The sequence below is a fragment of the Mesorhizobium sp. U510 genome (assembly GCF_059180695.1).
Genome location: NZ_CP180532.1, coordinates 2,650,510 through 2,675,196, shown reverse-complemented (window position 1 = coordinate 2,675,196; position 24,687 = coordinate 2,650,510). Strand labels below are relative to the sequence as shown.

Genomic DNA, 24,687 nt, shown 5'->3' with positions numbered 1-24,687 from the left:
AGCTGCCAACCGATCAGTCTTCCACACCCATGTCGAGCGCGGCTATGACGGCATTCAGGCGGTCGGGTGTTGGATCGTGCTTCAATCGCCGCAGATTGAAATCGAGGTGTTCCTTCTTGAACATGGAGACCAGGGTGACGCCGGCTGAATTCGTTGCGAATGCGTAATCGGCGAGAAATGCGATCGCAATTTCAGTGGGACTGCCGTGGTATCCGAGGTCACCAAGAGCGACCAGTATTTCCTTGCGCGCATTGAATTTCGCGACGATTCGATTGAGGCCCGAGAATGTCCCGTGCGTTACGAACGTTCTGTGCCGGTGAGAGCGCGCCTTCAACTTGGCGAGGTTTGACTCCAGCGGGGTATTGGCAATCTGCACGAACCGATAAGGCAGCGATTCCTGGAGAGCCGTCATTCCGGCCTCGAGATCTCCCGCGACCGAGATGGCCCGGGCTTTCCCGTCCTGAATCACGCGCTCCACGGCCCGGATGATATCCTCGCGAACAAGCTCTTCGGCGGTCGGACGATGCAGTGCGAGGACGTCGACATAATCCGTGCGAAGACGCCCCAGGCTTTCCTCGACACTTGATCTTATCAACGCCGCAGACAGCGGCACCTTGAAAGGCGTGGGGCGCACTCTTGAAGCATGCTGCTTAAGCGCCGGAACCGTCGCCACAGCTATCCGCGACAACGGCTTCAGCAGTCGCATGGTGGCGGAGGTCTTCGGTGGGCGCATGCCAACCTTGGTGCAGACACAGACGCGATCGCGTTTCCTGGACGCAAATTCACCCCAGATCGATTCAGCCATGCCGTCGCCATAAGAAGGCGCTACGTCGTACCAGGTCACCCCTGCTTCGTAGCGCGTTCCAAGGTCTCGATGCCCTTGCGAACTCCGATGCGAGAGCCAAGCGAAGCGCAGCCAAAACCGATACTTGAAACCTTGCTGCCGATAGCTTCGACAAAGACCCGCTTCATGGCGAAGCCTCTTTTTGATATCGGCACCCCAAGCCGCCGTTTTCTCAGTCGAATGATTTTTTATCTTTCTGTCAAGAGACAAGTAAGAAAATCATGAATCCTTCCCCAATTAAAAGGCGGCATGAAATGGCATATCTGCGGGTTTCGGATCTTAACCCCAGGTGACTTCATGCATAGTTTGGCCAGATGCTTCTCCATTGGAACTCACTCCTGAAAGATATTTTCAGGCGCGAAAGATACATTTATATTTTTGATTCTGTTGATTTTTCGTGGATTGGGATCAGAAATCTTCCTGCATTGTTCCACATCGATCAGCGACGTCTGCAGGGCAGTTATCTGTATGCCTTGGCGGTAATTTCGGCAACCAGGCCATAATGAGCAGATCTTTGCTCTCGATCAATGAATGCCCGGTTCTTTGTGCTAGATTTTGAACCACCTGATGGACGCCTAGGAGCAAAGAGTGTTCTCGGCGAGGAGGGCTATGGCTTGGCCGGATATCGCACTTCGATGACTCCTCCTCTGGTTCTTCTGTCGAATTGACAGTGTCATGACTGAAAGCCGAATCTGGTATGGCACCAGCGCGACCTTGTCTTGAAGCAGCGATGTTCCAGGAGCTGAAGGAAAGCCTGATTTAGTTGAAGGAAAGACTGGTCTTGGGAGGAAGCATGGGCGAGGACCTATCCGGTCATCATGCCGACCGCATTCAGGCCGCGATCGCTTCGGACGCGGCGGCGAAATCCGCGCTGGTCGCGTCCTGGCGACGGTCTTCCAATTTGCACCGGCTCGATCCAGCCGACTGCAGTTCCCCACGCTACCTCACGGAGACTGAGCTGGGGCAGGCCCGACAACGCATCGAACCACTCGTCCGGGCTGCCCAATCGAGTCTGGACCGGCTCTATCTTGCGGTGGGCGGCGTCGGGTGCTGTGTCCTCCTCGCCGATCGTGACGGCGTGCCGGTCGAACGGCGCGGCGCGCCCGTGGATGACGAAACGTTTCATTCCTGGGGTTTGTGGACTGGCTCCGTCTGGAACGAACAAAGCGAGGGCACCAACGGTATCGGCACCTGTCTGGTCGAACAGCGCGCGCTGACGATCCACCGCGACCAGCATTTCCATGCGCGCAATACGGGGCTCAGCTGCACCACGGCTCCGATCTACGATCACCAGGGAGATCTGGTGGCAGCGCTTGATGTGTCTTCCTGCCGTGCTGACCTGACCGAAGCTTTTGCCAACCTTATTTCGCTGGCCGTTATCGACGCGGCGCGTCGGATCGAAGCAGAAAACTTCAAAATGGCATTCCCCAAGGCGCGCATTTTGCTGGCGCCGGTGGCCGACAAAGGCTCCGGCGCTCTAATCGCTGTAGATACCGACGATTTGGTGGTCGGCGCGACCCGGTCGGCTCGCCTTGCGCTTGGAATTACCCAGCAGTGCCTCGACAAGCCGATGCCCGCGGCCGATCTGCTCGGCTGGGCTGGCCCCGAAGTCCTTGCCGAGGCGGAGCGCGGTGTTCTGCAGCGAGCGCTCGCGCGGGCAGACGGAAATATCTCGGCCGCAGCCCAGGCGCTTGGCATCAGCCGCGCGACGCTTCACCGCAAGCTCAATCGCCTGGATGTACACAGGTCGCACTGACCAGTCGAAACCTCAAAGGACTGTCGCAATTCTGCGACACATCCCGCCCGCCCGCTGTCTCCGGGGCGGTGACATTGGCAGCATAAATCGCAAGTCTCTTCCGAAGCGTCGCATCCCGCGACGTCAGCTTTGGGAGGAAGACACATGAACAAGGTTGAATTCTCACGCCCGGTCAAGGCGCCTTTCGACAAGCGTTACGGCAATTTCATCGGCGGCAAATGGACCGAGCCTCGCTCCGGCCGCTACTTCGATAACCACTCCCCGGTGAACGGCCAGCTGCTGTGCGAGGTGGCGCGCTCGGATGCCCAGGACATCGAGGCGGCCCTGGATGCGGCCCATGCCGCCAAGGACGCGTGGGGACGCACCAGCGTGGCCGAGCGGTCGCTTATCCTCAACCGCATCGCCGACCGCATGGAGGAGAATCTCGATCTCCTCGCCTGCGCCGAAACCTGGGACAACGGCAAACCGATCCGGGAAACGACCGCGGCTGATCTGCCTCTGGCCATCGACCATTTCCGCTATTTCGCCGGCGCCGTGCGCGGCCAGGAAGGCAGCCTTTCGCAGATCGACGACGACACTGTCGCCTACCATTTCCACGAGCCGCTCGGCGTGGTCGGCCAGATCATTCCCTGGAACTTCCCGCTGCTGATGGCATGCTGGAAGCTTGCGCCCGCGCTTGCGGCCGGCAACTGCGTGGTGCTGAAGCCCGCCGAGCAGACACCGGCCGCCATCCTGCTTTGGGCCGATCTTATCGGCGATCTGCTGCCGCCAGGCGTGCTCAACATCGTCAACGGCTTCGGCCTCGAGGCCGGCAAGCCACTCGCGTCGTCGCCGCGCATCGCCAAGATCGCCTTTACCGGCGAGACCACGACGGGCCGGCTGATCATGCAGTATGCCAGCCAGAACCTCATCCCCGTCACACTGGAACTGGGCGGCAAGTCGCCCAACATCTTCTTCAAGGACGTTGTCGCCGAGGACGACGATTTCTTCGACAAGGCCATCGAAGGCTTCGTCATGTTCGCGCTGAACCAGGGTGAGGTCTGCACCTGCCCGAGCCGTGCGCTCATCCATGAATCGATCTACGACAGGTTCATGGAACGTGCCCTCAAGCGCGTCGAAGCGATCGTGCAGGGCGATCCGCTCGACCCGGCGACGATGATTGGCGCCCAGGCCTCGTCCGAGCAGCTGGAAAAGATCCTGTCCTACATCGACATCGGCCGCCAGGAAGGCGCCGAGGTGCTGACCGGCGGTGCTCGCAATGTTCTGCCTGGCGACCTGGCGGGCGGCTATTACGTCAAGCCGACCGTGTTCAGGGGCCACAACAAGATGCGCATCTTCCAGGAAGAGATTTTCGGACCGGTGGTTTCGGTCACGACCTTCAAGGACGACGACGAAGCGCTCAGCATTGCCAACGACACGCTCTACGGGCTCGGCGCCGGCGTCTGGACCCGTGACGGCAACCGCGCCTATCGCTTCGGCCGCGCGATCCAGGCCGGCCGCGTCTGGACCAACTGCTACCACGCCTATCCCGCGCATGCGGCCTTCGGCGGTTACAAGCAGTCCGGCATCGGCCGCGAGACGCACAAGATGATGCTCGACCATTATCAGCAGACCAAGAACATGCTGGTCAGCTATAGCCCGAAGAAGCTCGGCTTCTTCTGATCGGCTCTTTGTCGCACAGGCGCGACTCCGCGAGGGGCCGCGCCCAAGACTGGAGATCGGAAAGACCATGCACGCAAAGGTCACGGCGACGCCGGCCGCCCTCGAACTGATCGCGGAGATCGTTGCCGAACATGGGCCGGTGCTGTTCCACCAATCCGGCGGCTGCTGCGACGGCTCGTCGCCCATGTGCTATCCGCGCGCCGGCTTCATCGTCGGCGACCACGATGTACTGCTCGGCCACATCGAAGACGCGCCCTTCTACATCGGCGCTTCGCAATTCGAGGCCTGGAAGCACACCGATCTGATCATCGACGTGGTGCCTGGTCGCGGCGGCATGTTCTCGCTCGACAATGGTCGTGAGAAGCGATTCCTGACGCGGTCGACGATCTGCGCCGTTCAGATGTGATGTCGGTGCATCGGGCTGCTTGCCCTTTGCCTCGGTGAAAGGACGCACCAGAAAACAGACGCGTGGACAACCGACAGGCGGCAGGCGGCGCGTGCTTCGGTCCCCACATGCGCGGCTTCCCAGTCCGAACCCGCCACCTGCGACAGCAGCGGGCAAATCGACAGCTCTCGGACGAAGACGGTGTTCGCCAAGCAGATCTGCGGGCTCGGTCGCGCCTTAAAGGCTTAGTATAGCCTTGGACAGTGCCAGGCGTATGTTCATCGCCGATGGATCGGCCGCCGCTACCGATGGCAGCGGATCCACCGCCATGACCTTGACCGCGTTTTCACTGTGCTCGGACAGAAACACGTTGCACCAGATCGCGTTGGCGGTGCCGTTGGCGCCTTGGAAGACGATATCGCGATTGGAAACTCCGAGCACCCTGAAGCCGAAAATCCTGGAACCGTCTTCGGCCCGCTTTTGGCTCCTCATGCCAATGGACTGAACGACGTCGAAGCCATGGGCGGCCAGCGCGCCAGTAACATAGGGAACGGCCCTGGCCAGCGTCATATGGATCATTGTGCTGATGCCGTTGGTAGACATGACGTCGCGTGTGCTCCCCCCTCGCCTCTCCGGAGCGTTTCGCACACAAACGACAGTCGGGCTTTGATCTGGCGCAAAGGCGTCGGATCAAGCAGCCGGCAAGGAGGGAACTGGCAGACCTGCGCCCCGGTTGCTGGACACCTGTATGCGACTTCAAGCCATGTAGCGCTTCTCGGCGGGATCGTCTGGATAGGCGGCTTTCACTTCGAGGATGTCCTTGGACGCCGCTAGCAGTGCCTGGACGCAGGCTGGGTCGAAATGGCGTTCGGATTGTTCCTTGATGTAGTCGAATGCCCGGCCGACAGGCCATGCGGCTTTGTAAGGACGCTCCGAGGTGAGGGCATCGAAGACATCGGCCACCGCGGCGATGCGTCCGACCTGCGGAATTGCCTCGCCCTTGAGACCGTTTGGATACCCACCCCCGTCCCAGCGCTCATGGTGCGATTCAGCGATCTCGGCGGCCAGTTTCAGCAGCGAGCATGTCGATCCGGAGAGGATGGCGCTGCCGATCAGTGTGTGTTCGTTCATCCGCTGTCGCTCGGCATCGCTGAGCTTCTGCTGTTTAAGGAGGATAGCATCGCGAATGCCCACCTTGCCGATGTCATGCATCGGTGCCGCGAGCTGGATGTCGCGGCATTGCTCGGGGGAAAATCCCAGCTGTTTCGCTAGCACGGCGCTGTAGTGCGCCATCCTGGTCGTGTGCATGGCGGTTTCCCGGTCCTTGTATCCGGCGGCGAGGGTCAAGCGATTTATGATCTCTTCCTCGCGGTGGCGCAGTTCGAGCGTGGCCTTTGCCACCTCGCTCCTCAGCCACTCCGCCCTGTGGGCAAGCTCCTTCTGCGCCTCGCACAGCCTCACCAGGTTTCTTGTGCGAGCCTTGAACTCCACGGGCTCGATCGGCTTGTGCAGAAATTCGATGGCGCCCGCATGGATGGCATCCATGCGCGTGCTGGCGTCGCCATCGGCCGTCACCATCACGAAGGGCGTGTCGGCGAACCGTCGGTCGCTGCGGATGTGTTCGATGAGCTCGATGCCGTTGATGCCTGGCATCTGGTAGTCGACGATGCCGAGGTCGAAGCTGATCGAAGGCAGATCGCGCAGCACATCCGCCGGCGCCGGATAGCTGGTGACAACACAGTTCGGGATCTGGCCGACCAGCATCTCCATCAGCATCCGGTTGGTGCGGTTGTCCTCGACGATCAATATGCCGATGCTTTCGTTGCTCATCACTACGCCGCCCTTCTGCCGTTTCGGTCGATCCGCGCAACTTCCTGCTCGATATCCTTGGTCAGCTTGACGTCGAGTGGTCGGCAGCGGCCCTCATCAGCCAAGGCCGCGAGTGACGTCAGGCCCAGATTGGCAGCGGCGCCCTTGAGCGAATGGAGCGTTCTGTCGGCGAGCGTCCGGTCGCTGCTCGACATTGCGCGATGCAGGTCGCGAAGCAGCGCGGCGGAGTCGTCCAGAAACGAATCCATCAATCTGTGGAATGCATCCTGTCCAAGAGTCTCGATCAATTCGCGCGTCCGCAGTTCCATGGGAGTTCCGCCGTCAGCGGCTTCATCGCCGCCCAGGCGGGGTATGACAGGCGCCATTCGGCCGGCGGCTCCGGCGAGCCCGTCAATCAGATGGCCGAGCCTCGCCATGGTGACCGGCTTGGCCTCGAACCCGTCCATGCCCGCCTCGATGCAGCGTCTGCGATCTTCATCGGACGCATTTGCCGTCATCGCAACGATCGGCACCCTGTTGCCCGCCGCCCTGATGGTACGGGTGGCCTCGATCCCATCCATGACCGGCATCTGCATGTCCATGAGGATCAGATCGAACTGCCATTCGGATGCCAGACGAACGCCTTCGCGCCCATCTGCGGCCAGAACGGCGCGTTGGCCCAGCAATTCGAGAAACTGCTGCGCCACCTCGCGGTTCACCGCATTGTCCTCGACCACAAGGATGTTGAATGATGGCAGCACAACGGCGCGCGTCGTGGTGACGACGGGCGGATCGCTGCGCTTGGCCGGCACCTCGAACCAGAAGCAGCTCCCGACCCCTAGGCTGCTGTCGACCCCGATCGTGCCGCCGAGCCCCTCGACCACTTTCTTGCAGATGGCCAGCCCAAGGCCGGTACCCCCGAAGCGTCTGCTGATCGTGCCATCGACCTGGCTGAACGGCATGAACAGGCGATGGCGTGATTCCAGCGGGATTCCGATGCCGGTGTCGGACACCTGGAAGCGCAACCGCGCCCCATCTTCGCTTTCCGCCATGCTGAGACGTATCAGGCCATTCTCGGTGAATTTCACCGCATTGCTCAACAGATTGAGCAGCACGCGCCGCAGCCGGGTGGGATCGCCGACGTACCATCCGCCATGATGCGCGCAGCCATTCGATATCTCGATGCGATCGCGCTGCTCGCCCGCCCTGCCCTCCATGACCCTGGCGACGTCACGCAACATGGCCGGCGCGTCGAAGGGAACACTTTCGGCGGCGAAGTCGCCGTGTTCGATCTTGGCGAAGTCGAGGATCTCATTGATGACCTCGAGCAGGGCTTGACCGGAGCTTGTGATGATACGCACACTCTCCATGTCGCGCGGCGCGAGTTGCGAAAGGGAGAGCAGTTCGGACATGCCGAGAATGGCATTGAGTGGAGTGCGGATCTCATGGCCGACGGTGGCCATGAATTCGGACTTGGCGCGGTTGCCAACCTCGGCCGCACGGTACGCCATCGACAATTCGTCCGCCGTCGCCTCAAGCTGACGGCTAGTGACCTGAACGATGCGCAACTGGCGCATGAGATTCAGGATCAGCAGTCCGATCGAGCAGCCCAGCGCCAGGACGACCAGCGCCGACAGCTGCTGCAGCCGCATCACCTCGTCGCGGGCATCGGCGCGTGAGGCCGAAACCGAGGCGTTGGTGTAGCTGAGCAGGCCTTCCGTGACCTTCAGCAGGCGAACAAGGGTATCCGAGGCGCCGATCAAGGTCGCATGCTCGACCGCTCCGTCGGCGGCTATGCGGTCGAAGACGGATTCAAGTCCGACGACGAGACCCCGCACCTGCATACGCACGCCTCGGAAGGTTTCGTTGGTTTCAAAGAAGGAGGCATATTTTGAATTGTCGAGGATCGAGAGCCGCGAATAAAGGATGTCATAGCGCAGATTGAGCGCCCTGACCTCCTCGGCGCTGACGGCGCTTTTGCTGGTCAGCCGGTCTATCGCCTGCGCGAGGCTCCGGCTTTCCCTATCCAGCTGGTAGACCGCCCACAAGGCGTCCTCGCGAATGCTATCCTGCAGTGTGTTCTGCCTAGCGGCCAGATGGGCGAAGGCGCCCCCAAGCGCAAGCATCAGCCCCACGGAGACCGCGATCAGGTATCGCGTCGCCTTCCCGGCCCGCCGAACGGCCTCCCGGCTCTCGATCAGCTCGGGCTTCAATCGACGACCTCGATTTCCTTGATCTGCCACACCGAACGCGAGAAGTATTTCTCGTTGTAGAGTTCGTGGTTCTTGTCGAACGGGTAGATCATGAAGAGGGGCCCCTTGTCGCGAACCGACATCGGCTTGCCGTTCATCTTGAGTGCAAGGATCGTCTCATAGTCGGTGGCATCCTCGACCGGAACGTCGGCCGCGTAGTCGTTGAGGGCTTTGACCCGCAGCGTCTTGCCATGGGCGCCGGCGGCATCGAGGACGGCCTTCAGATATGGCCCATCGAACTCGGTGGCGCCCTCGGTCCAGGGGGTTTCCATGCTCGCCCGCCTGCCGGCAAGTGCCTGCAGCATGGCAATGTCAAAGGTCGCGGTGTTTCCAGCGTTGGTGTTGTCGATGTGACCGGTGACCGTCAGGACGACATCGCCCCTGGGTGCTCCAAGCGTGGCGCACATGGCATTGGATAGAGGCAGTGCGCCCAGCAGCGCCGCCACGATCAGGATTTTCATCGGATAGCCTTTCGGAAGCCGACGCGCTTGGCGCGGCGGCGAAACAGGGCGCATCGCCGGCGCCGCAGTCATGCGTGAAGAGCGCAACCGCCGGCCTCAAACCGGCACGGACGGGGCGGCATCATGCCTTCGCCTGGCGGCGATCGTCCGAGATATCGATGTACCTTAGCAGATGACTGATTGTAATTCGGTAAAGTCGACCGCGAAATATTTGCGCAATGCCGGATCTTGGCCGGCGCCCCAGAAGAAGGCCGCCTCCATCGGTTTGATCTTGCACAATGCAAAGCGCCGCTGCGCCGCTACGATCAGCATATGGTCATAAATCTGTTCGCCGGCACGATCGTCATCAGCCTGACGGTCCTCATCCACACCTTCGGCCTCATCGCGATCACCCACGCCATGGCGCACCTCGTCGCTCGCTTCCGCATGCATGGCCGGCGCAGCCGAGTGATTGCGATGATCAGCGTCGTCATGGGGCTCTTTGCCGTCATCACGGCCGAGGTGTGGCTGTGGGCCGGCGTATATCTTGAACTCGGCGTCTTGCCTGACTTCGAGACCGCGCTTTATTTTTCCACCATCACCTTTTCGACGGTCGGATATGGCGACGTGGTTCCCGCCCATGGCTGGCGCGTCCTGGCGGCGCTCGAGGGCGTGAACGGGTTTCTCCTGATCGGCTGGTCGACCGCTTATCTGATCGCGGCGGGAACGCGTATCGGCCCGTTCAGGGTCGGCGAGCACTTCTGACCGGACAGGCGCTCAGACCGCCACTGAATGCCTGGCCGTGCCGGCTTCGAGATACTTGTCGAACTTCGCTGCCACCGTCCTGACAAGCGGCCGGCTGTCCTTCGGCACGACGAAGTTTTCGCCGTCGAGCCGAAGCAGCAGGTCGCCGCCGCTGATCGCAAGTCGACTTGCTAGGGCCAGGAGTCGCTGGCCGACGTCGCCGAAGCGTTCGACCAGTTCGATGGCCGAGAAGGCGAAATGGCACATCAGACGCTCGATGATCCAGCCTCTCGCCAGATCGTCGACGCTGAGCTCGATGCCGCGCGCCACTGCCAGCTGTCCGGAATCCACGGCCTTCTCGTATGCGCCGGTTGCGACGATGTTCTGGGCGTAGCCCTGGCGGTACCGGCTGATCGCGGACGGCCCGAGCCCGATCAGCGTCTCGCAATTGTCCTCTGTATAGCCCTGGAAATTGCGACGTATCTTGCCGGTGCGAGCCGAGATGGCGAGCGTATCGTCCGGCTTGGCGAAATGGTCCAGGCCCAGGGCCTCGTATCCGGCGTCCACGATCAGCCGGGCGGCGAGCTGCGATTGCGCCAACCGTCCGGCAGAATCGGGGAGCCATGCTTCGTCGATCATGGTCTGATGTTTCTTGAACCAGGGAACATGTGCATAGCCGAACAGCGCTAGCCTGTCGGGCTGCAACGTCAACGCCTGGGCGACGGTCCGGGCAACACTCTCAAGGGTCTGGTGCGGCAGTCCGTAGAGCAGGTCGAGGTTCACCGAATTCACGCCACGCGCCCGCACGGCGTCCACTACGCTCTTGGTCAGCAGGAAGCTTTGCTCGCGATTGATGGCTTGCTGCACCTTGGGATCGAAATCCTGAACGCCGAGGCTCGCTCTCGTCATGCCGATCGCGCAGAGGGCGTCGAGCCGGGCCTCATCCATGTCGCTGGGATCGATTTCGACACTGAGGCTGGCATCGTCGAGCACATCGAAACGATCACGCAGCGCTTTTCCCAGCGACAGGATGTCCTCGGGCTTCAGCATCGTCGGCGAGCCGCCGCCGAAATGGATGGCGCGCACCCGGCCCTTGCCGCGCACGAGGCTGCCAATCGTCTCGATCTCTCTATGCAAGGAGTGTAGAAAATTTGCCACCGGCTGATAGTGCCGGGTCTGCTTGGTGTGGCATGCGCAGAACCAGCACAGCTTGTCGCAGTAGGGAATATGCAGATAGAGCGATATCTCGTCATGGCTTTCGAGCGCTTCGAGCCAAGTCCGACAGACAGTCGCATCAACCCCCGGGTGGAAATGAGGCGCCGTCGGATAGCTCGTGTAGCGCGGTACATTTTCGCCAAGCCTGGCGGCCACTTCCGGTTGCATGTCGCTTTCCCTGTGTTTGCAAGGTCAGGCAATGGCCCCAATCACGCGCCAATGCCTTGATTTCGGTCAAAGCCTTTGCACCGGACAAACTGTCACAAGGCTTTTTCAATGGCCGACACTTATCTTGCCGATACCCAGGGCCATCGGACGATCGTGATGACAGTGCGTCAAGATGTTCATAGCGCCGGCATTCCCGTGCTTTGCCAATCATGCGAGGCGCGGCATCGCGGCGTCTGCGGTGCGCTCGACGCCGATCAATTGGTCGGGCTCGCCAAGATTTCGTCAAAGCACACCATTGAACCGGGCGTGGAACTGATTGGCGACGCCGAGACCGTCGACAGCTATTCCAACGTGCTTTCCGGCGTGGTGAAGCTGACGAAAAGCCTTTCGGACGGTCGCCAACAGATTGTCGGGCTTCAGTTTGCTCCCGATTTTCTGGGGCGGCCATTCAAGGTGGAAAGCGCTATCAACGCCGAAGCGGCAACGGCCGTCTCCCTGTGCTCGTTTCCAAGAGCGTCCATCGAGAGAATGATGAGGGAATCGCCAGAGCTCGAGCATCGCCTGCTCAAGCAGACATTGAACGAGCTTGACGAAGCACGCGACTGGATGGTGACGCTGGGACGCAAGACGGCCGCCGAAAAAGTGGCGAGCTTCCTGCTGATGATTGCCAGAAACATCGATCCCACGCTCGATCCGGCCACCAACGCGACGAGCTTCGAGCTGCCGCTCACACGCGCCGACATCGCCGATTTCCTCGGCCTGACGATCGAGACGGTGAGCCGCCAGTTGACCCGGCTGCGGACAGATGGGCTAATCCGGACCGAGAACAATCGACATGTGACGGTGACCAGCCTTACCCGCTTGGCCGGCCGCTCTGGCGCCTGACCTCAATCAGCGATCCCGATCATCGGCAGCACATGCTCGCGTTCAAACGCGATGTGCCGGCGCAAGTTCTCGAACAGGCCGCGCAACATGAACCCGATGGCTTCAGGATTCTCGACTGTCTCGCCATGTCCGATGGCCAGCAGGATTTCAGTCACCTCACCGGCAAAGCATTCGTCTTCCACATGCTCGGCCCGCAATCGCCGGGTCGAGGCAAGGTTCGCCTCGCTGCCGACCACCGCCTCCTCGTAAGCCGGAAAAATGATCGCCTCTTCGTACTGATGGATACTGCGCAGAAGCGGCACGATCGAGTTGGCTGTGCTGAGGCATATCATCCGATCAACACCCGGCAGAGCGTCCGCGATTTTTTCCAAAGCATCGCAAAGGCGGAGTTTCTCGTCATGCGCACGCCGCATCACAGCGGTCGGGACGGCCTCCCGCCCGGCCAGCGTGGAGATGTCCCGGTAGTTTTCAAACAGCGACGATCCTCGCACTTTCTCCGAATTCAATGTCAGCCTCCGGTCTTTCACAAGGCTTACGCTGCCCAATGATAACGCGGTGGGCTTTGACATGGATCAAGGCGCCGGCAACCCGGCTGAGGAATTGGTGCTGATGCGGATTGTTCTCCGCGCACGGAATCCGAGGTCGGGGACATGTCATGAAATTCGGCACTGAAACTGTGGCTCTAAGCCTGTTTGCATTCGCGGCCCTGGTGGCCGCCGGCTTTGGCGTGGATGAGCCTTTCCGCCAGCATATGTGGGTGCTGTTCATCGTGCTGCTGGGCTTTATCGCTATTCTTCTGCGCAAGACCAGTTTCGCGCCGGCAGCGCGGATCGATCCGTCCGCCTATATGGATGGGCCGATCCGCTACGGCGCCATCGCCACCATGTTCTGGGGCGTGGTCGGCATGCTCGTCGGCGTGGTCATCGCGCTGCAGCTTGCCTACCCGGATCTCAACATCCAGCCCTGGTTCAATTTTGGGCGCTTGCGGCCGCTGCACACATCCGGCGTCGTTTTTGCCTTCGGCGGCAACGCTCTGCTTTGCACGTCAATGTATGTGGTGCAGCGCACCTGCCGCGCCCGGCTTTTCGGCGGCAATCTCGCCTGGTTCGTGTTCTGGGGCTACCAGCTTTTCATCGTCATGGCGGCCACCGGCTATCTGCTCGGCATTACCGAATCCCGCGAATACGCCGAGCCTGAATGGTATGTCGACATCTGGCTGACCATCGTCTGGGTCGCCTATCTCCTCCTGTTCCTCGGCACGATCCTGAAGCGCAAGGAACCGCATATCTACGTCGCCAACTGGTTCTACCTGTCGTTCATCGTGACCATCGCGATGCTGCATGTGGTCAACAACCTGTCGATGCCAGCCTCCTTCCTGGGCTCGAAGAGCTACTCCGCATTTTCCGGTGTCCAGGATGCGCTGACGCAATGGTGGTACGGCCACAATGCGGTCGGCTTCTTCCTGACGGCCGGCTTCCTCGGCATGATGTATTACTTCGTGCCCAAGCAGGCCAACCGGCCGGTCTACTCCTATCGCCTTTCGATCATCCACTTCTGGGCGCTGATCTTCCTCTATATCTGGGCTGGCCCTCACCATCTCCACTATACCGCCCTGCCCGATTGGGCGCAGACGCTCGGCATGGTGTTCTCGATCATGCTCTGGATGCCGTCATGGGGCGGAATGATCAACGGCCTGATGACACTGTCCGGTGCCTGGGACAAGATCCGCACCGATCCGATCATCCGCATGATGGTGATCGCCATCGCCTTCTACGGCATGTCGACCTTCGAAGGCCCGATGATGTCGATCAAGTCGGTCAACTCGCTCAGCCACTACACCGACTGGACCATCGGCCACGTTCATTCCGGCGCACTCGGCTGGGTCGGCATGATCTCGTTCGGCGCGATCTATTACATGGTGCCGAAGCTGTGGAACCGTGAACGCCTCTACTCGCTGCGCCTCGTGACCTGGCACTTCTGGCTGGCGACACTCGGCATCGTCGTCTACGCCGCGGTCATGTGGGTTTCCGGCATCATGCAGGGCCTGATGTGGCGCGAATACGACGAGCAGGGCTTCCTGGTCTACTCCTTCGCCGAAACCGTCGCCGCCATGCATCCCTATTACGTCATGCGCGCCATCGGCGGAGCCATGTACCTGTCCGGCGCCCTGATCATGGCCTGGAACATCACCATGACGATCCTCGGCCACCAGCGCCAGGAGCAACCGTTGCCGGGCTCCGTTCCCGCTCTCCAGCCTGCACAATAGGAGCCAGAAATGGGCTTGATGGACAGACACGCGATCATCGAGAAGAACGCCACGCTTCTTCTCGTTGGTTCCCTTCTGGTGGTGACGGTCGGCGGCATCGTCGAGATCGCCCCGCTCTTCTATCTCGACAATACGATCGAGAAGGTCGAAGGCATGCGGCCTTACTCGCCGCTCGAACTCGCCGGCCGCAATATCTATGTGCGTGAGGGCTGCTACCTCTGCCACAGCCAGATGATCAGGCCATTCCGGGACGAGGTCGAGCGCTATGGTCATTACAGCCTGGCGGCCGAGTTGATGTACGATCACCCGTTCCAATGGGGATCAAAGCGAACCGGGCCGGATCTGGCCCGGGTCGGCGATCGCTACTCGAACACGTGGCATGTGCAGCATCTGTCCGATCCCCGATCGGTGGTGCCGGAATTGATCATGCCGGGCTATGCCTTTCTCAAAGACAAGCCGATCGAGGTGAAGGACTTCTCGACGCATCTGGTTGCGAACAGGCGCGTTGGCGTCCCCTACTCCGACGACATGATCGCGAACGCCAACGCCGATTTGACGGCGCAGGCCGATCCCAACGCCGACACATCCGGCCTCTTGGCCCGCTATCCGAAAGCGAAGGTCGGCGATCTCGACGGCAATCCGCAGCAGGTCACCGAGATGGACGCGCTTGTCGCCTATCTGCAGATGCTCGGCACGCTGGTCGATTTCAAACACTACGACGAAGCCGCCGGTTACCGCTGAGGAGGACGACCATGGACTACAATCTGATGCGGGAATTCGCTGACAGTTGGGGCTTGCTGGCGATGGCGCTCTTTTTTGTCGGATGCATTGCCTTCGCACTTCGACCAGGCGGCCGCAGCCAGGCCGATGAAGCCGCCCGCATTCCCCTCAAGGATGACTGATCATGAGCACAGAGCATATCGACGACGTGTCGGGCATCTCGACGACCGGCCATGAATGGGATGGCATCAGGGAACTCAACAACCCTCTTCCCAGGTGGTGGGTGATAACCTTCTACATCACCATCGCCTGGGCTATCGGCTACACCATCGCCTATCCGGCATGGCCGATGCTGTCCTCCGCGACGAGTGGGCTGCTTGGCTATTCGAGCCGAAATGACGTCAAGAACGAGCTGGCGGCGGCCGAACTTGCGAAGGGCAAGTATGTCGCGGCAATTCAATCGAAGACCGTGTCCGAGATTGCCGCCGACGATGCCCTCCGTGAATTCGCGGTCGCGGCCGGCGGAGCCACATTCAAGGTCAATTGCGTTCAGTGTCATGGCTCTGGCGCACAGGGGTCCAAGGGCTTTCCCAACCTGAATGACGACGACTGGCTGTGGGGCGGCAAGGCCGACCAGATCCAGCAGACGATCACGCACGGCATCCGCTTCGCGTCCGACCCGGACACACGCATCTCCGAGATGCCGGGCTTTGGCGACATCATCACGCCCGAGCAAATCACACAGGTCAGCGCCTACGTGGCGAGCCTCTCCGGCAAGGTCCAGGACGCAAGTCTGATCGAGCCCGGCGCCAAGGTCTTCGCGGAAAACTGCGTGGCCTGTCATGGCGCCAACGCGAAAGGCAACAGGGAGTTCGGCGCCCCCGATCTGACCGATGCCATCTGGCTCTACGGGTCCGGCGAGGCAGCCATCGCCGCCCAGGTGCGCGCGCCGAAACACGGCGTGATGCCAGCCTGGATTGACCGTCTCGGCGAGACCAAGGTCAAGGAGCTCGCAGTCTACGTACATTCGCTTGGCGGCGGAGAATAGCGACGGGGGCCTATTCTCCTGCCCTCTCCGTCCAGGCGACGAGGCCCGGCCCTGCCGGGCCTCGACTGTATTCTAGTCCCGGGATTGACCTGCATCAACGCGTCGCGATCCAACCGGAGGCAAAGTCCGGTCGACGCTGCATTTCGCGCTGCCACGCATCGATAGGGCGACCGCCTGGCGAAATCACAAGCTGCATGACGGGAGAGACCGGTGCTGGACAATACGCAGGTAGAACGGCTCGAAGCAGAGGCGGTCAACTCCGCCAAAGTGCGCCAGCCATTGTATGCTGCGCGCAAGAAGGTTTTCCCCAAGCGTGCATCGGGCAGCTTTCGCCAGTTCAAATGGCTCGTGATGGCGATCACGCTCGGCATTTACTACCTGACGCCGTGGTTGCGATGGGATCGCGGTCCGTTCGCCCCGGACCAGGCGGTGCTGCTCGATGTCGCCAACCGGCGCTTCTACTTCTTCTTCATCGAAATATGGCCGCAGGAATTCTACTATGTGGCCGGCCTCCTGGTCATGGCCGGCGTCGGCCTCTTCCTGATCACCTCGACGGTCGGGCGCGCCTGGTGCGGCTATACGTGCCCGCAGACCGTTTGGGTCGATCTATTTCTGGTCGTCGAGCGCGCCATCGAGGGCGACCGCAATGCTCGCATGAAGCTCGATGCCGGCCCCTGGACCGCCCGCAAGCTCGTGCTGCGGGTCTCGAAACACGCCATCTGGCTGGTCATAGGCGCGGCCACCGGCGGCGCCTGGATCTTCTATTTCGCCGATGCGCCAACGCTGGCCGGCGAAATCTTCACCGGCACGGCGGCTCCCGTCGCCTACATCACCATCGCCGTACTGACGGCGACGACCTATACGTTCGGCGGGCTGATGCGCGAGCAGGTCTGCACCTATATGTGCCCTTGGCCGCGCATCCAGGCGGCCATGCTCGACGAGAACTCCCTCACCGTCACCTACAATGACTGGCGCGGGGAGCCGCGCTCGCGCCACGCCAAGAAGGTGATCGCCGCGGGGCAGCCTGTCGGCGACTGCGTCGACTGCAATGCCTGCGTCGCGGTCTGCCCGATGGGGATCGACATCCGCGACGGCCAGCAACTCGAATGCATCACCTGCGCGCTCTGCATCGACGCTTGCGACGGCGTCATGGACAAGCTCGGCAGGGAGCATGGGTTGATCTCCTACGCGACGCTCTCCGACTACAACGCCAACATGATGCTGGCGACCGCCGGGGGCTCGGGTTCAGTCAATCCGTCGCTGGTCCGAACCGCTGACGGCCTGTTCTCCGACAAGGTGGCCCATTTCCACATTCGCAAGATCTTTCGGCCGCGCACCTACGTCTACATGGGCCTGTGGTCGCTGATCGGCCTTGGGCTGCTGTATTCGCTGCTGACGCGCGACCGGCTCGAAGTGAACGTGCTGCACGACCGCAATCCGCAGTTCGTCACTCTTTCCGACGGTTCCATCCGCAATGGCTACACCGTCAAGCTGCTCAACATGATCCCCGAGCCCAGGACGATCGTCGTCACCCTTCAGGGCCTGGAAGGAGCAGAGATGAGCGTGGTCGGCATCGATCAGCCGGCAGGCCGCTCCGTTCCCATCTCGGTCGAACCCGACCGGCTGAAGATGCTGAAGGTTTTCGTACGTCAGCCGGCAGGCCAGATCCAGGGCACGGCACAGACCTTCAAGTTCCGGGCCGAGGACAAGGCGAGCTTCGAGTCGGACGAATACACCGCCACCTTCAACGCACCGGAGATCGCCAGATGACCGCCAAGGCGCAAAAGTCCCGCGAATTCACCGGCAGGCACATGCTGGCCATCGTCCTTGCCTTCTTCGGCGTGGTCATCGCGGTCAATCTGACCATGGCGACGCTCGCCAGCACGAGTTGGACCGGCCTGGTGGTCGAGAACACCTATGTGGCGAGCCAACAATTCAACAAGAAAGCCGAGGAGGGGCGCGCGCAGGCGGCCCTCGGCTGGACCGGCAAACTGACCATCGCAGCGGGCGAGGTTCGCTACAGCCTTACCGATGCCGGAGGTAAGCCGGTCGCCTTGCATGGCGTCAGGGTGCTGTTTCGCCATCCCGCCTATGAGAAGGAGGATAAGGCCATCACGCTCACCCTCGCCTCGGGTCAGGACTTCGCCGCGCAGCATACGCCGAAGGATGGTGTCTGGATCGTCGAAGTCGACGCCGATGCCGGTCTGGACAAAGCCTATCGTGACGTCCGCAGGATCATGATTTCCCATGGGGCGATGAAATGAGCTGTTGTGCACCTGGCGCTGAAATGACGCTGGATCTGGCGGGCGCTACATCGGTTCTGCCGTCCAGCCAGGAGATCAGGCTGGCAAGCCGATCGATCGGCGACAACCTTTGCCAGACCGATCTTTCGGTACCCACGGTCCACTGCGCGGCCTGCATCCAGACGATCGAGACGGCACTGGGAAAGCTCGATCGCGTCGAGAGCGCTCGCGTCAACCTGTCGACCAAACGGGTCTCGGTCCAGTGGCATGGCGACGAGGCTCCGCCATTTTTCGCAACGCTCGGGCGGCTGGGCTACCAAGCGCATCTCTTCGATCCGGAGACCGGCAGCAAGGACAAGACGCTTTCGGAGCTGATCCGGGCGGTCGCGGTCGCGGGTTTTGCCGCCGGCAACATCATGCTGCTGTCGGTCTCGGTCTGGTCCGGCGCCGAAGGCGCGACCCGCGACCTGTTCCACTGGGTCTCGGCGCTGATCGCCATCCCGGCATTGGCCTTTGCCGGCGGCATCTATTTCCGCTCGGCCTGGAATGCATTGCGCCACGGGCGCATGAACATGGACGTCCCGATTGCGGTCGGCGTGTCACTTGCCTACGCCATGAGCCTCTACGAAACCGTCAACCATGGCGACCACGCCTATTTTGACGCTTCCGTTTCGCTGCTGTTCTTCCTCCTGATCGGCCGCACGCTTGACCACGTCATGCGCGAACGGGCGCGCACCGCGGTGAATGGCCTGTCGCGGCTCGCGGCGCGCGGCGCCGTCGTGCTGCGCGGTGATGGCGTGCGCGATTACCTGCCGGTCGGCGAGATCGAACCGGGCATGGCGCTGCACATCGCCGCCGGCGAGCGAATTCCGGTCGACGGCAATATCCTCAGCGGTATTTCGGATATCGATTGTTCACTGGTATCCGGGGAAAGCACGCCCCGGACCGTGGGAGCGGGAGCCCAGGTTCAGGCAGGCACGCTCAATCTCACCGGCCCGCTGACCATGCAGGCGACGGCCGCGGCGAAGGATTCTTTCCTGGCCGAAATGGTCCGGCTCATGGAAGCCGCGGAGGGCGGCCGCTCGCAGTATCGCAGGATCGCCGACCGGGTCTCGGCGCTCTACGCTCCGGTGGTCCATCTCGCTGCCTTGCTGACGTTCCTTGGATGGATGGTCGCTTCGGGCGACTGGCATCTGGCAATGACGATCGCGATTGCCGTTCTCATCATCACTTGCCCATGCGCGCTCGGCCTGGCCGTGCCGATCGTGCAGGTCGTCGCGGCGCGACGTCTTTTCGAGGCCGGCGTCATGGTCAAGGACGGTTCGGCCATGGAACGACTGGCGGCGATCGATACGGTGCTGTTCGACAAGACCGGGACCCTCACGCTCGGACGGCCAAGGCTGATCAATGGGCCATCCATCGACCCGGCCATGCTGGCGATCGCGGCCGACATGGCCTCGCATTCGCGCCATCCATTCTCGAAGGCCATAGCCGGTTTCGCGGGCTCTTCCAGTCAACCCGGTCTCCAGTCCGTCAGCGAGCACCCCGGCTTCGGAATGGAAGCCGTCACCGAAGGCAACACCTGGCGCCTCGGCCGGCGCGGATGGGCTGGATGGAAGGCGCGGACCGGCGGCGAAGGCAAATATGGCGGCTATGGCGGGACGGTGCTTTCGAAGAACGGGATGATCGTTGCCACCTTTGCCTTCGAAGACGCCGCGCGCGCCGACGCCAAGGCCGCGGTCGGGCAACTGCAGGATGCCGGAATGTCGGTCCAGATGTTGTCCGGCGACACCGCCAATGCCTGTCGCGACGTCGCCAAGACCTTGGGGATCGAGGACTTCGTTCCAGCCCTGCTCCCGTCCGGCAAGGTCGAGTGGATCGAGGCGCTGTCGAGGGAAGGCCACAAGGTCCTGATGGTGGGCGACGGACTCAACGATACTCCGGCGCTCGGCGCGGCGCATGTCTCGATGGCCCCGGCCACCGCGGCCGATGTCGGTCGCAATGCCGCCGATTTCGTCTTCCTGCGCGAAAGCCTACTGGCGGTGCCCTTGGCATTGGATATCTCGCGAAAGGCAGGCCGGCTCATTCGACAGAACATCGCCATTGCCATTGTCTACAACGCGTTCGCCGTGCCGATCGCCATATCGGGGCACGTGACGCCGCTCATCGCGGCGATTGCGATGTCCGCCTCGTCGCTGCTGGTGATCGGAAACGCCATGCGGCTGCAAGGTTTCGCGAAAAGCTCATCGCCTGAAAACACTTCGCGCAACCGGCGCGAACGCCCCGGCCTGTCGGTCCAACACCCATGACGACGCTCGTCTATCTCATCCCCGTGGCGCTCTTCCTCGGGGCGCTTGGACTGAGCGGCTTTCTGTGGGCCCTGAGAAGCGGCCAGTATGAGGATCTTGATGGAGCGGCGGAGCGCATTCTCATCGATGGGGATGAGCCGCCGAGCGGGCGCATCGCCTTGGCGAAAGTGGACAGTGTCGAGAGAACAAGCGCCCCCTAGTTTATCCTGGTGCCGCTCTGGGTGTCGAACAGATGCACCTTGTGCACCAAGATCTCCAGGTTCACCTCTTGATCAGGTTTGAATGGTGGCTGTTCCCGGATTTCCGCCATCAGGTCGACGCCATCAGCAGTCAGGGTGATTTCCTGGGCTTCCCCGGTTGGCTCGACCACTTGGACCCTCGCCTTTGCGTGACTGCCACCGATAGCGATGTGCTGGGGGCGAATCCCGTAAACCACGCCTTGCCTGTTCCCTATCCCTGCCTCCTTCGGCAGTGGCAGGCGCAGGCCTTGTTCGGCGATGAATGCGCCACTCTCGACGCGGCCCCTGACCAGGTTCATTTCCGGAGATCCTATGAAGCTCGCAACGAACAGATTGGCCGGGTTCTCGTAGAGTTCGGAGGGCGTTCCGATCTGTTCGATGCGGCCTTTGTTCAGCACCACGATGCGGTCGGCGAGCGTCATCGCCTCGGTCTGGTCGTGGGTCACGTAGATGCTGGTGCGGCCGAGCCGCTGGTGAAGCTTCTTGATCTCGGCCCGCATCTTCACGCGCAGCTTGGCGTCGAGATTGCTGAGCGGCTCGTCGAATAGAAAGGCGGAGGGGTCGCGCACGATGGCGCGGCCCATGGCGACGCGCTGGCGCTGGCCGCCGGACAATTGCCGCGGCATGCGGCCAAGCAAATCCTGCAGACCAAGGATTTCGGCCGCCGCCTTCACCCTCGAGACAATCTCTTGCCTGGGAACCTTGGCCAGCCGAAGCGCGAAGCTCATATTGTCGGCCACGCTCATATGCGGATAGAGCGCGTAACTCTGGAAGACCATCGCTATGTCGCGCGACTTGGCGGGCATTTCGTCGACGACGCGTCCGCCGATGCGGATCTCGCCTGTCGTCTGCTCTTCCAGCCCGGCTATCATGCGCAGCAGCGTGGACTTGCCGCAGCCCGACGGACCGACCAGCACCACAAACTCGCCGCTCGCGATTTCGATGTTCACGTCGCGCAGAACTTCCACGGCGCCGAAGCTCTTGCCGAGCTGTTCTATTTCGATTGCAGACATCTGGTTTCCTCCCGTCCGGCATCACTCATTTCTGTTGAGCATGCCGCCATGCGCGGTATTCGGCCTCGCCCTCGGCACTCAGCGGGTAGTATTTCCGCAGGTCTCCTCCTTGCGCCAGGCGCGAGCGCGAAAACTCTTCCCACTCGATATGCGCGCCGGCGAGTTCAACCAATTTTGCCGCAAGGGCGATAGGCACGACGACCACGCCGTCATCGTCGGCGACAATGATGTCGCCAGGGATGACAAGCACGTTAGAGCAGGCGATGGGAACGTTGACGGCAAAGGGGACGATGTTGGTCTGGGCGTGGAAATTCGGCGTGACGTCCCTCACCCAGATGCCGATATCCAATGCCGCCGCCTGGGCCGAATCGCGGATGCAGCCATCGACCACCACGCCGGCCCCGCCGCGCCCGGCGAAATAGGTCAGCATCATCTCACCGAAGATGCCGCTGCCGAGGTCGCCGCGTGCATCGACCACCACCATGTCGCCCGGTTGCGTGGGGTAAAGCACGTGACGGTGCAACTGCCGCTCCGGCTCCTCATACTCGGTCTCGTTGTAGAGATCCTCGCGCTTCGGCATGCACTGGAGCGTGAGAGCAGGTCCCGCCGCCGTTCGGCCAGGTCTCAGAGGATGCGGGCCTCGTATTTGCGGGTCGCGAATGCCCATCTTATGGTAAAGCTCGCTGGCCAGTGTCGCCGAGCCGATCGCCGCAAGCGCGTCGACCAATTCTCTCGGCGGTCGGGAAATATCTGATATCGCCGGTATCTGGTCAGCTGCCATGCCGTTTCCTCCATTGCACGGTGAGGTGACAACCTCATCGATCGTCATTCAGTTGCGTATCCAACCCGTCGTCGAAGCCATCGAGTTCCTTGTGGCGCATGTCCGCCGTTCAGCCGCGAACCGCGCCGGTTGTGAGGCCCTTGACCAGCAGGCCCTGGGCAAACCAGACGAACACAAGGGTCGGGATGACCATGAGGACGCCGGCAGCCGACATGGCGCCCCAGTCGATGCCGTACTGCGAGACGAAGTTGGTGAGCCCGACCGGCAGCGTCTGCGCGGCCTTGCTCGAGGTCAGCGTCAAGGCGAGCAGCAGGTCGTTCCAGGTGAAGAGGAAGGTGATGACCGCGCTCGCGCCGATGCCAGGTGCAATCAGCGGCGCCACGATCTGGACCAAAGTGCGCACCGTGCCGGCGCCGTCCGACTGGGCTGCCTCCTCGATCTCTTTCGGCACATCCTGGATGAAGCCCAGGAGCAGCCAGATGGCGACAGGCAGTTTGGCCGCCGTATGGCTCAGGATCAGCGCCCAGATGGTGTCGAGCAGGCCCAAGGCGGCAAATACGGCAAAGAGCGGTATGGCAAGCGCGATGACCGGGATCATGCGCATGATCAAAAGCAGCCCGAAAATCAGCATGGCGCCAGGCATCCTGAAGCGCGACAGCGCATAGGCGCAAGGAATGGCCAGCAGATGGACCAGGATGACCGTCGCGATCGAGACGATGACGGTGTTCCAGACATAACCCATCGTGTCGTACTCGGCGAAAACCGCCACGTATTGTGTCAGGGTCGCGGTCTCGGGGATAATGTGTACCGGGACGGAGAAGATGTCGGCCGAACTGCGGATCGAGGTCAGGAACAGCCACACAAGCGGAAAGACGGTGAAGGCGACGGTCAAGGCCAGCGCCAGGTATTGACCAGCGGTCCCTGCCGTGAACCGACGGCGTCGGCGCTTTGGCCTGGCGCGTGCGTTGACGATGGCGGCTTCGCTCATATCGCTCTCCGTTTCGCAATCAGCCACGGCACTCCGTAGAGGAGCCCGAGCACGAACAGCGACATCCCGAGGGCGATGTAGGAGACCGCCGCCGCGTGCCCGAAATCCACCGCCTGAAACGCCAGCAGGTAGGAGTAAACGGTGAGCAGGTTGGTGGCGCCACCCGGCCCGCCCTGCGTCATCAGCCACACGACGTCGAAGGTCCGGAACGTGTCGATGATGCGCAGCATCAGCGCTATCATGATGACCGGGCGCATCAGCGGCAGCACGATGTGCCAGAAGCGCTGCCATGGCGTGGCGCCGTCCACCGTAGCGGCTTCGAGCGGCTCCTGCGGCAAGGACTGCAGGCCGGCGAGGAACAGCAGCACCATCAGCGGCGTGTTCTGCCAGACATCGGCGACAATCACCGAGACAAGAGCCCAGGTGGGGTCGTTGAGCCATGGAATGTCGGGCAGATTGAACATGCGCAGCAGCGCGTCGACCAGACCGTACTGGGTGTTGAACAGCCAGCGGAAATTCAGGCCCACCACGGCGGGCGCGATCATCGGCGGCACCAAAAGCAACGTGCGGGCGAGCCGCATGCCGCGCAATTTGCCGTTGACGAGCACGGCGATCGCCATTCCAGCCACCACCTCGATCGTGATGGAAATGATGCTGAATATGGCCTGATTTCGCAGCGCCTGGTTGAACTGGCGGCCAAAGAGTTCGTCTGTGTAGTTTCCCATCCCGATGAAAGGCGCCGAGCCGCTGAGATCCCAGCGGAAGAAACTCATGATGAACGAGTATCCAAGCGGGTAGATCAGGATGGCCAGCATGACGAGGAGCGCCGGGCTGGCCAGAAGGTATCCTCTCTGCCAGGTGTAGGGCAGCGGCGAACGTCGCCGACGCCCCGGCACCTGATGCTGCGCGACGGGCGGCAT

Annotated in this window: 24 protein-coding genes and 1 pseudogene; 13 read left to right on the top strand and 12 right to left on the bottom strand. The window is 61.8% G+C overall.

The genetic code is table 11. The features are described 5' to 3' along the window. Positions 1 to 13: 13 nt before the first annotated feature. A complete protein-coding gene (locus ACLGL5_RS14595) occupies positions 14 to 844 on the bottom strand; it encodes an aldo/keto reductase (protein WP_348628528.1) in 831 nt (276 codons plus the stop codon). A 793-nt stretch (positions 845 to 1,637) separates the two neighbouring features. Here ACLGL5_RS14595 and ACLGL5_RS14590 point away from each other — a divergent pair. The 3 genes from ACLGL5_RS14590 (at position 1,638) to ACLGL5_RS14580 (ending at position 4,668) form a co-directional block, all read left to right on the top strand. After that, positions 1,638 to 2,600: a GAF domain-containing protein gene (locus ACLGL5_RS14590; RefSeq protein WP_069091374.1), complete on the top strand. Its 963-nt coding sequence runs from the start codon at positions 1,638 to 1,640 to the stop codon at positions 2,598 to 2,600. A gap of 144 nt (positions 2,601 to 2,744) precedes the next feature. Next, complete coding sequence (gene adh, locus ACLGL5_RS14585) at positions 2,745 to 4,262, top strand: aldehyde dehydrogenase (RefSeq protein WP_019860147.1); 1,518 nt, start codon at positions 2,745 to 2,747, stop codon at positions 4,260 to 4,262. A gap of 67 nt (positions 4,263 to 4,329) precedes the next feature. Beyond that, entirely contained in the window at positions 4,330 to 4,668 is a 339-nt protein-coding gene (locus tag ACLGL5_RS14580) for a DUF779 domain-containing protein (RefSeq protein WP_010914203.1), read from the top strand. 216 nt (positions 4,669 to 4,884) lie between these two features. Here ACLGL5_RS14580 and ACLGL5_RS14575 read toward each other — a convergent pair whose 3' ends face one another. The 5 genes from ACLGL5_RS14575 to ACLGL5_RS14555 all read right to left on the bottom strand — a co-directional run bounded on the left by ACLGL5_RS14575 (position 4,885) and on the right by ACLGL5_RS14555 (position 9,601). After that, positions 4,885 to 5,250, bottom strand: a complete 366-nt coding sequence (locus ACLGL5_RS14575) for a hypothetical protein (protein ID WP_027047201.1) — start codon at positions 5,248 to 5,250, stop codon at positions 4,885 to 4,887. A gap of 153 nt (positions 5,251 to 5,403) precedes the next feature. Then, positions 5,404 to 6,477 (bottom strand): HD domain-containing phosphohydrolase, encoded by a 1,074-nt coding sequence (locus ACLGL5_RS14570; protein WP_019860150.1) that lies wholly within the window; start codon positions 6,475 to 6,477, stop codon positions 5,404 to 5,406. 2 nt (positions 6,478 to 6,479) lie between these two features. After that, complete coding sequence (locus ACLGL5_RS14565; protein WP_069091373.1) at positions 6,480 to 8,669, bottom strand: ATP-binding protein; 2,190 nt, start codon at positions 8,667 to 8,669, stop codon at positions 6,480 to 6,482. Next, positions 8,666 to 9,169, bottom strand: a complete 504-nt coding sequence (locus ACLGL5_RS14560; protein ID WP_027047202.1) for a putative pterin-binding protein — start codon at positions 9,167 to 9,169, stop codon at positions 8,666 to 8,668. Before ACLGL5_RS14560 ends, ACLGL5_RS14565 begins: the two co-directional genes overlap by 4 nt. A gap of 165 nt (positions 9,170 to 9,334) precedes the next feature. Next, positions 9,335 to 9,601 carry a hypothetical protein gene (locus ACLGL5_RS14555; RefSeq protein ID WP_494372926.1) on the bottom strand — a complete coding sequence of 89 codons (267 nt, stop codon included), beginning with the start codon at positions 9,599 to 9,601 and terminating at the stop codon, positions 9,335 to 9,337. Positions 9,602 to 9,625: 24 nt separating this feature from the next. Between ACLGL5_RS14555 and ACLGL5_RS14550 the strand changes: the two genes are divergently transcribed. After that, complete coding sequence (locus ACLGL5_RS14550; protein WP_236952284.1) at positions 9,626 to 9,913, top strand: potassium channel family protein; 288 nt, start codon at positions 9,626 to 9,628, stop codon at positions 9,911 to 9,913. Between the two features lie 12 nt (positions 9,914 to 9,925). Here the strand turns inward: ACLGL5_RS14550 and hemN are convergent, their stop codons facing one another. Continuing rightward, positions 9,926 to 11,275, bottom strand: coding sequence for an oxygen-independent coproporphyrinogen III oxidase (gene hemN / locus ACLGL5_RS14545; RefSeq protein WP_019860154.1), 1,350 nt, complete (start codon positions 11,273 to 11,275; stop codon positions 9,926 to 9,928). Between the two features lie 156 nt (positions 11,276 to 11,431). On the opposite strand from hemN, the gene ACLGL5_RS14540 reads away from it, so the two are divergent. Continuing rightward, entirely contained in the window at positions 11,432 to 12,160 is a 729-nt protein-coding gene (locus ACLGL5_RS14540; RefSeq protein WP_027047203.1) for a Crp/Fnr family transcriptional regulator, read from the top strand. 2 nt (positions 12,161 to 12,162) lie between these two features. Here ACLGL5_RS14540 and ACLGL5_RS14535 read toward each other — a convergent pair whose 3' ends face one another. Continuing rightward, complete coding sequence (locus tag ACLGL5_RS14535) at positions 12,163 to 12,573, bottom strand: hemerythrin domain-containing protein (protein ID WP_038652171.1); 411 nt, start codon at positions 12,571 to 12,573, stop codon at positions 12,163 to 12,165. 242 nt (positions 12,574 to 12,815) lie between these two features. On the opposite strand from ACLGL5_RS14535, the gene ccoN reads away from it, so the two are divergent. From ccoN to ccoS, 8 genes and pseudogenes are all read left to right on the top strand, one after another. Further along, positions 12,816 to 14,426, top strand: a complete 1,611-nt coding sequence (gene ccoN / locus ACLGL5_RS14530) for a cytochrome-c oxidase, cbb3-type subunit I (RefSeq protein ID WP_019860158.1) — start codon at positions 12,816 to 12,818, stop codon at positions 14,424 to 14,426. Positions 14,427 to 14,435: 9 nt separating this feature from the next. Next, positions 14,436 to 15,167, top strand: coding sequence for a cytochrome-c oxidase, cbb3-type subunit II (gene ccoO, locus ACLGL5_RS14525; RefSeq protein WP_494372925.1), 732 nt, complete (start codon positions 14,436 to 14,438; stop codon positions 15,165 to 15,167). 11 nt (positions 15,168 to 15,178) lie between these two features. Then, a complete protein-coding gene (locus ACLGL5_RS14520) occupies positions 15,179 to 15,328 on the top strand; it encodes a CcoQ/FixQ family Cbb3-type cytochrome c oxidase assembly chaperone (RefSeq protein WP_019860163.1) in 150 nt (49 codons plus the stop codon). 2 nt (positions 15,329 to 15,330) lie between these two features. Continuing rightward, positions 15,331 to 16,194: a cytochrome-c oxidase, cbb3-type subunit III gene (gene ccoP, locus ACLGL5_RS14515; protein ID WP_019860164.1), complete on the top strand. Its 864-nt coding sequence runs from the start codon at positions 15,331 to 15,333 to the stop codon at positions 16,192 to 16,194. Positions 16,195 to 16,404: 210 nt separating this feature from the next. After that, the gene (gene ccoG, locus ACLGL5_RS14510; RefSeq protein WP_069091372.1) at positions 16,405 to 17,964 is read left to right on the top strand and encodes a cytochrome c oxidase accessory protein CcoG; all 1,560 of its coding nucleotides are present in this window, start codon (positions 16,405 to 16,407) and stop codon (positions 17,962 to 17,964) included. Further along, entirely contained in the window at positions 17,961 to 18,458 is a 498-nt protein-coding gene (locus ACLGL5_RS14505) for a FixH family protein (RefSeq protein WP_069091371.1), read from the top strand. The genes ccoG and ACLGL5_RS14505 overlap by 4 nt, the downstream gene beginning before the upstream one ends. Then, positions 18,455 to 20,746, top strand: a complete 2,292-nt coding sequence (locus ACLGL5_RS14500; RefSeq protein ID WP_069091370.1) for a cation-translocating P-type ATPase — start codon at positions 18,455 to 18,457, stop codon at positions 20,744 to 20,746. The genes ACLGL5_RS14505 and ACLGL5_RS14500 overlap by 4 nt, the downstream gene beginning before the upstream one ends. After that, a pseudogene (gene ccoS / locus ACLGL5_RS14495) lies at positions 20,743 to 20,883 on the top strand (cbb3-type cytochrome oxidase assembly protein CcoS); the annotation flags it as partial. The gene ACLGL5_RS14500 and the pseudogene ccoS, both read left to right, overlap by 4 nt. A gap of 59 nt (positions 20,884 to 20,942) precedes the next feature. Here ccoS and ACLGL5_RS14490 read toward each other — a convergent pair. The 4 genes from ACLGL5_RS14490 to ACLGL5_RS14475 form a co-directional block, all read right to left on the bottom strand. Then, positions 20,943 to 21,998, bottom strand: coding sequence for an ABC transporter ATP-binding protein (locus ACLGL5_RS14490; RefSeq protein WP_069091369.1), 1,056 nt, complete (start codon positions 21,996 to 21,998; stop codon positions 20,943 to 20,945). Between the two features lie 25 nt (positions 21,999 to 22,023). Then, positions 22,024 to 22,779: an RraA family protein gene (locus ACLGL5_RS14485; RefSeq protein WP_069091368.1), complete on the bottom strand. Its 756-nt coding sequence runs from the start codon at positions 22,777 to 22,779 to the stop codon at positions 22,024 to 22,026. A 109-nt stretch (positions 22,780 to 22,888) separates the two neighbouring features. Next, positions 22,889 to 23,767: a carbohydrate ABC transporter permease gene (locus tag ACLGL5_RS14480; RefSeq protein WP_083246618.1), complete on the bottom strand. Its 879-nt coding sequence runs from the start codon at positions 23,765 to 23,767 to the stop codon at positions 22,889 to 22,891. Next, positions 23,764 to 24,687, bottom strand: coding sequence for a carbohydrate ABC transporter permease (locus ACLGL5_RS14475; RefSeq protein WP_051726728.1), 924 nt, complete (start codon positions 24,685 to 24,687; stop codon positions 23,764 to 23,766). Before ACLGL5_RS14475 ends, ACLGL5_RS14480 begins: the two co-directional genes overlap by 4 nt.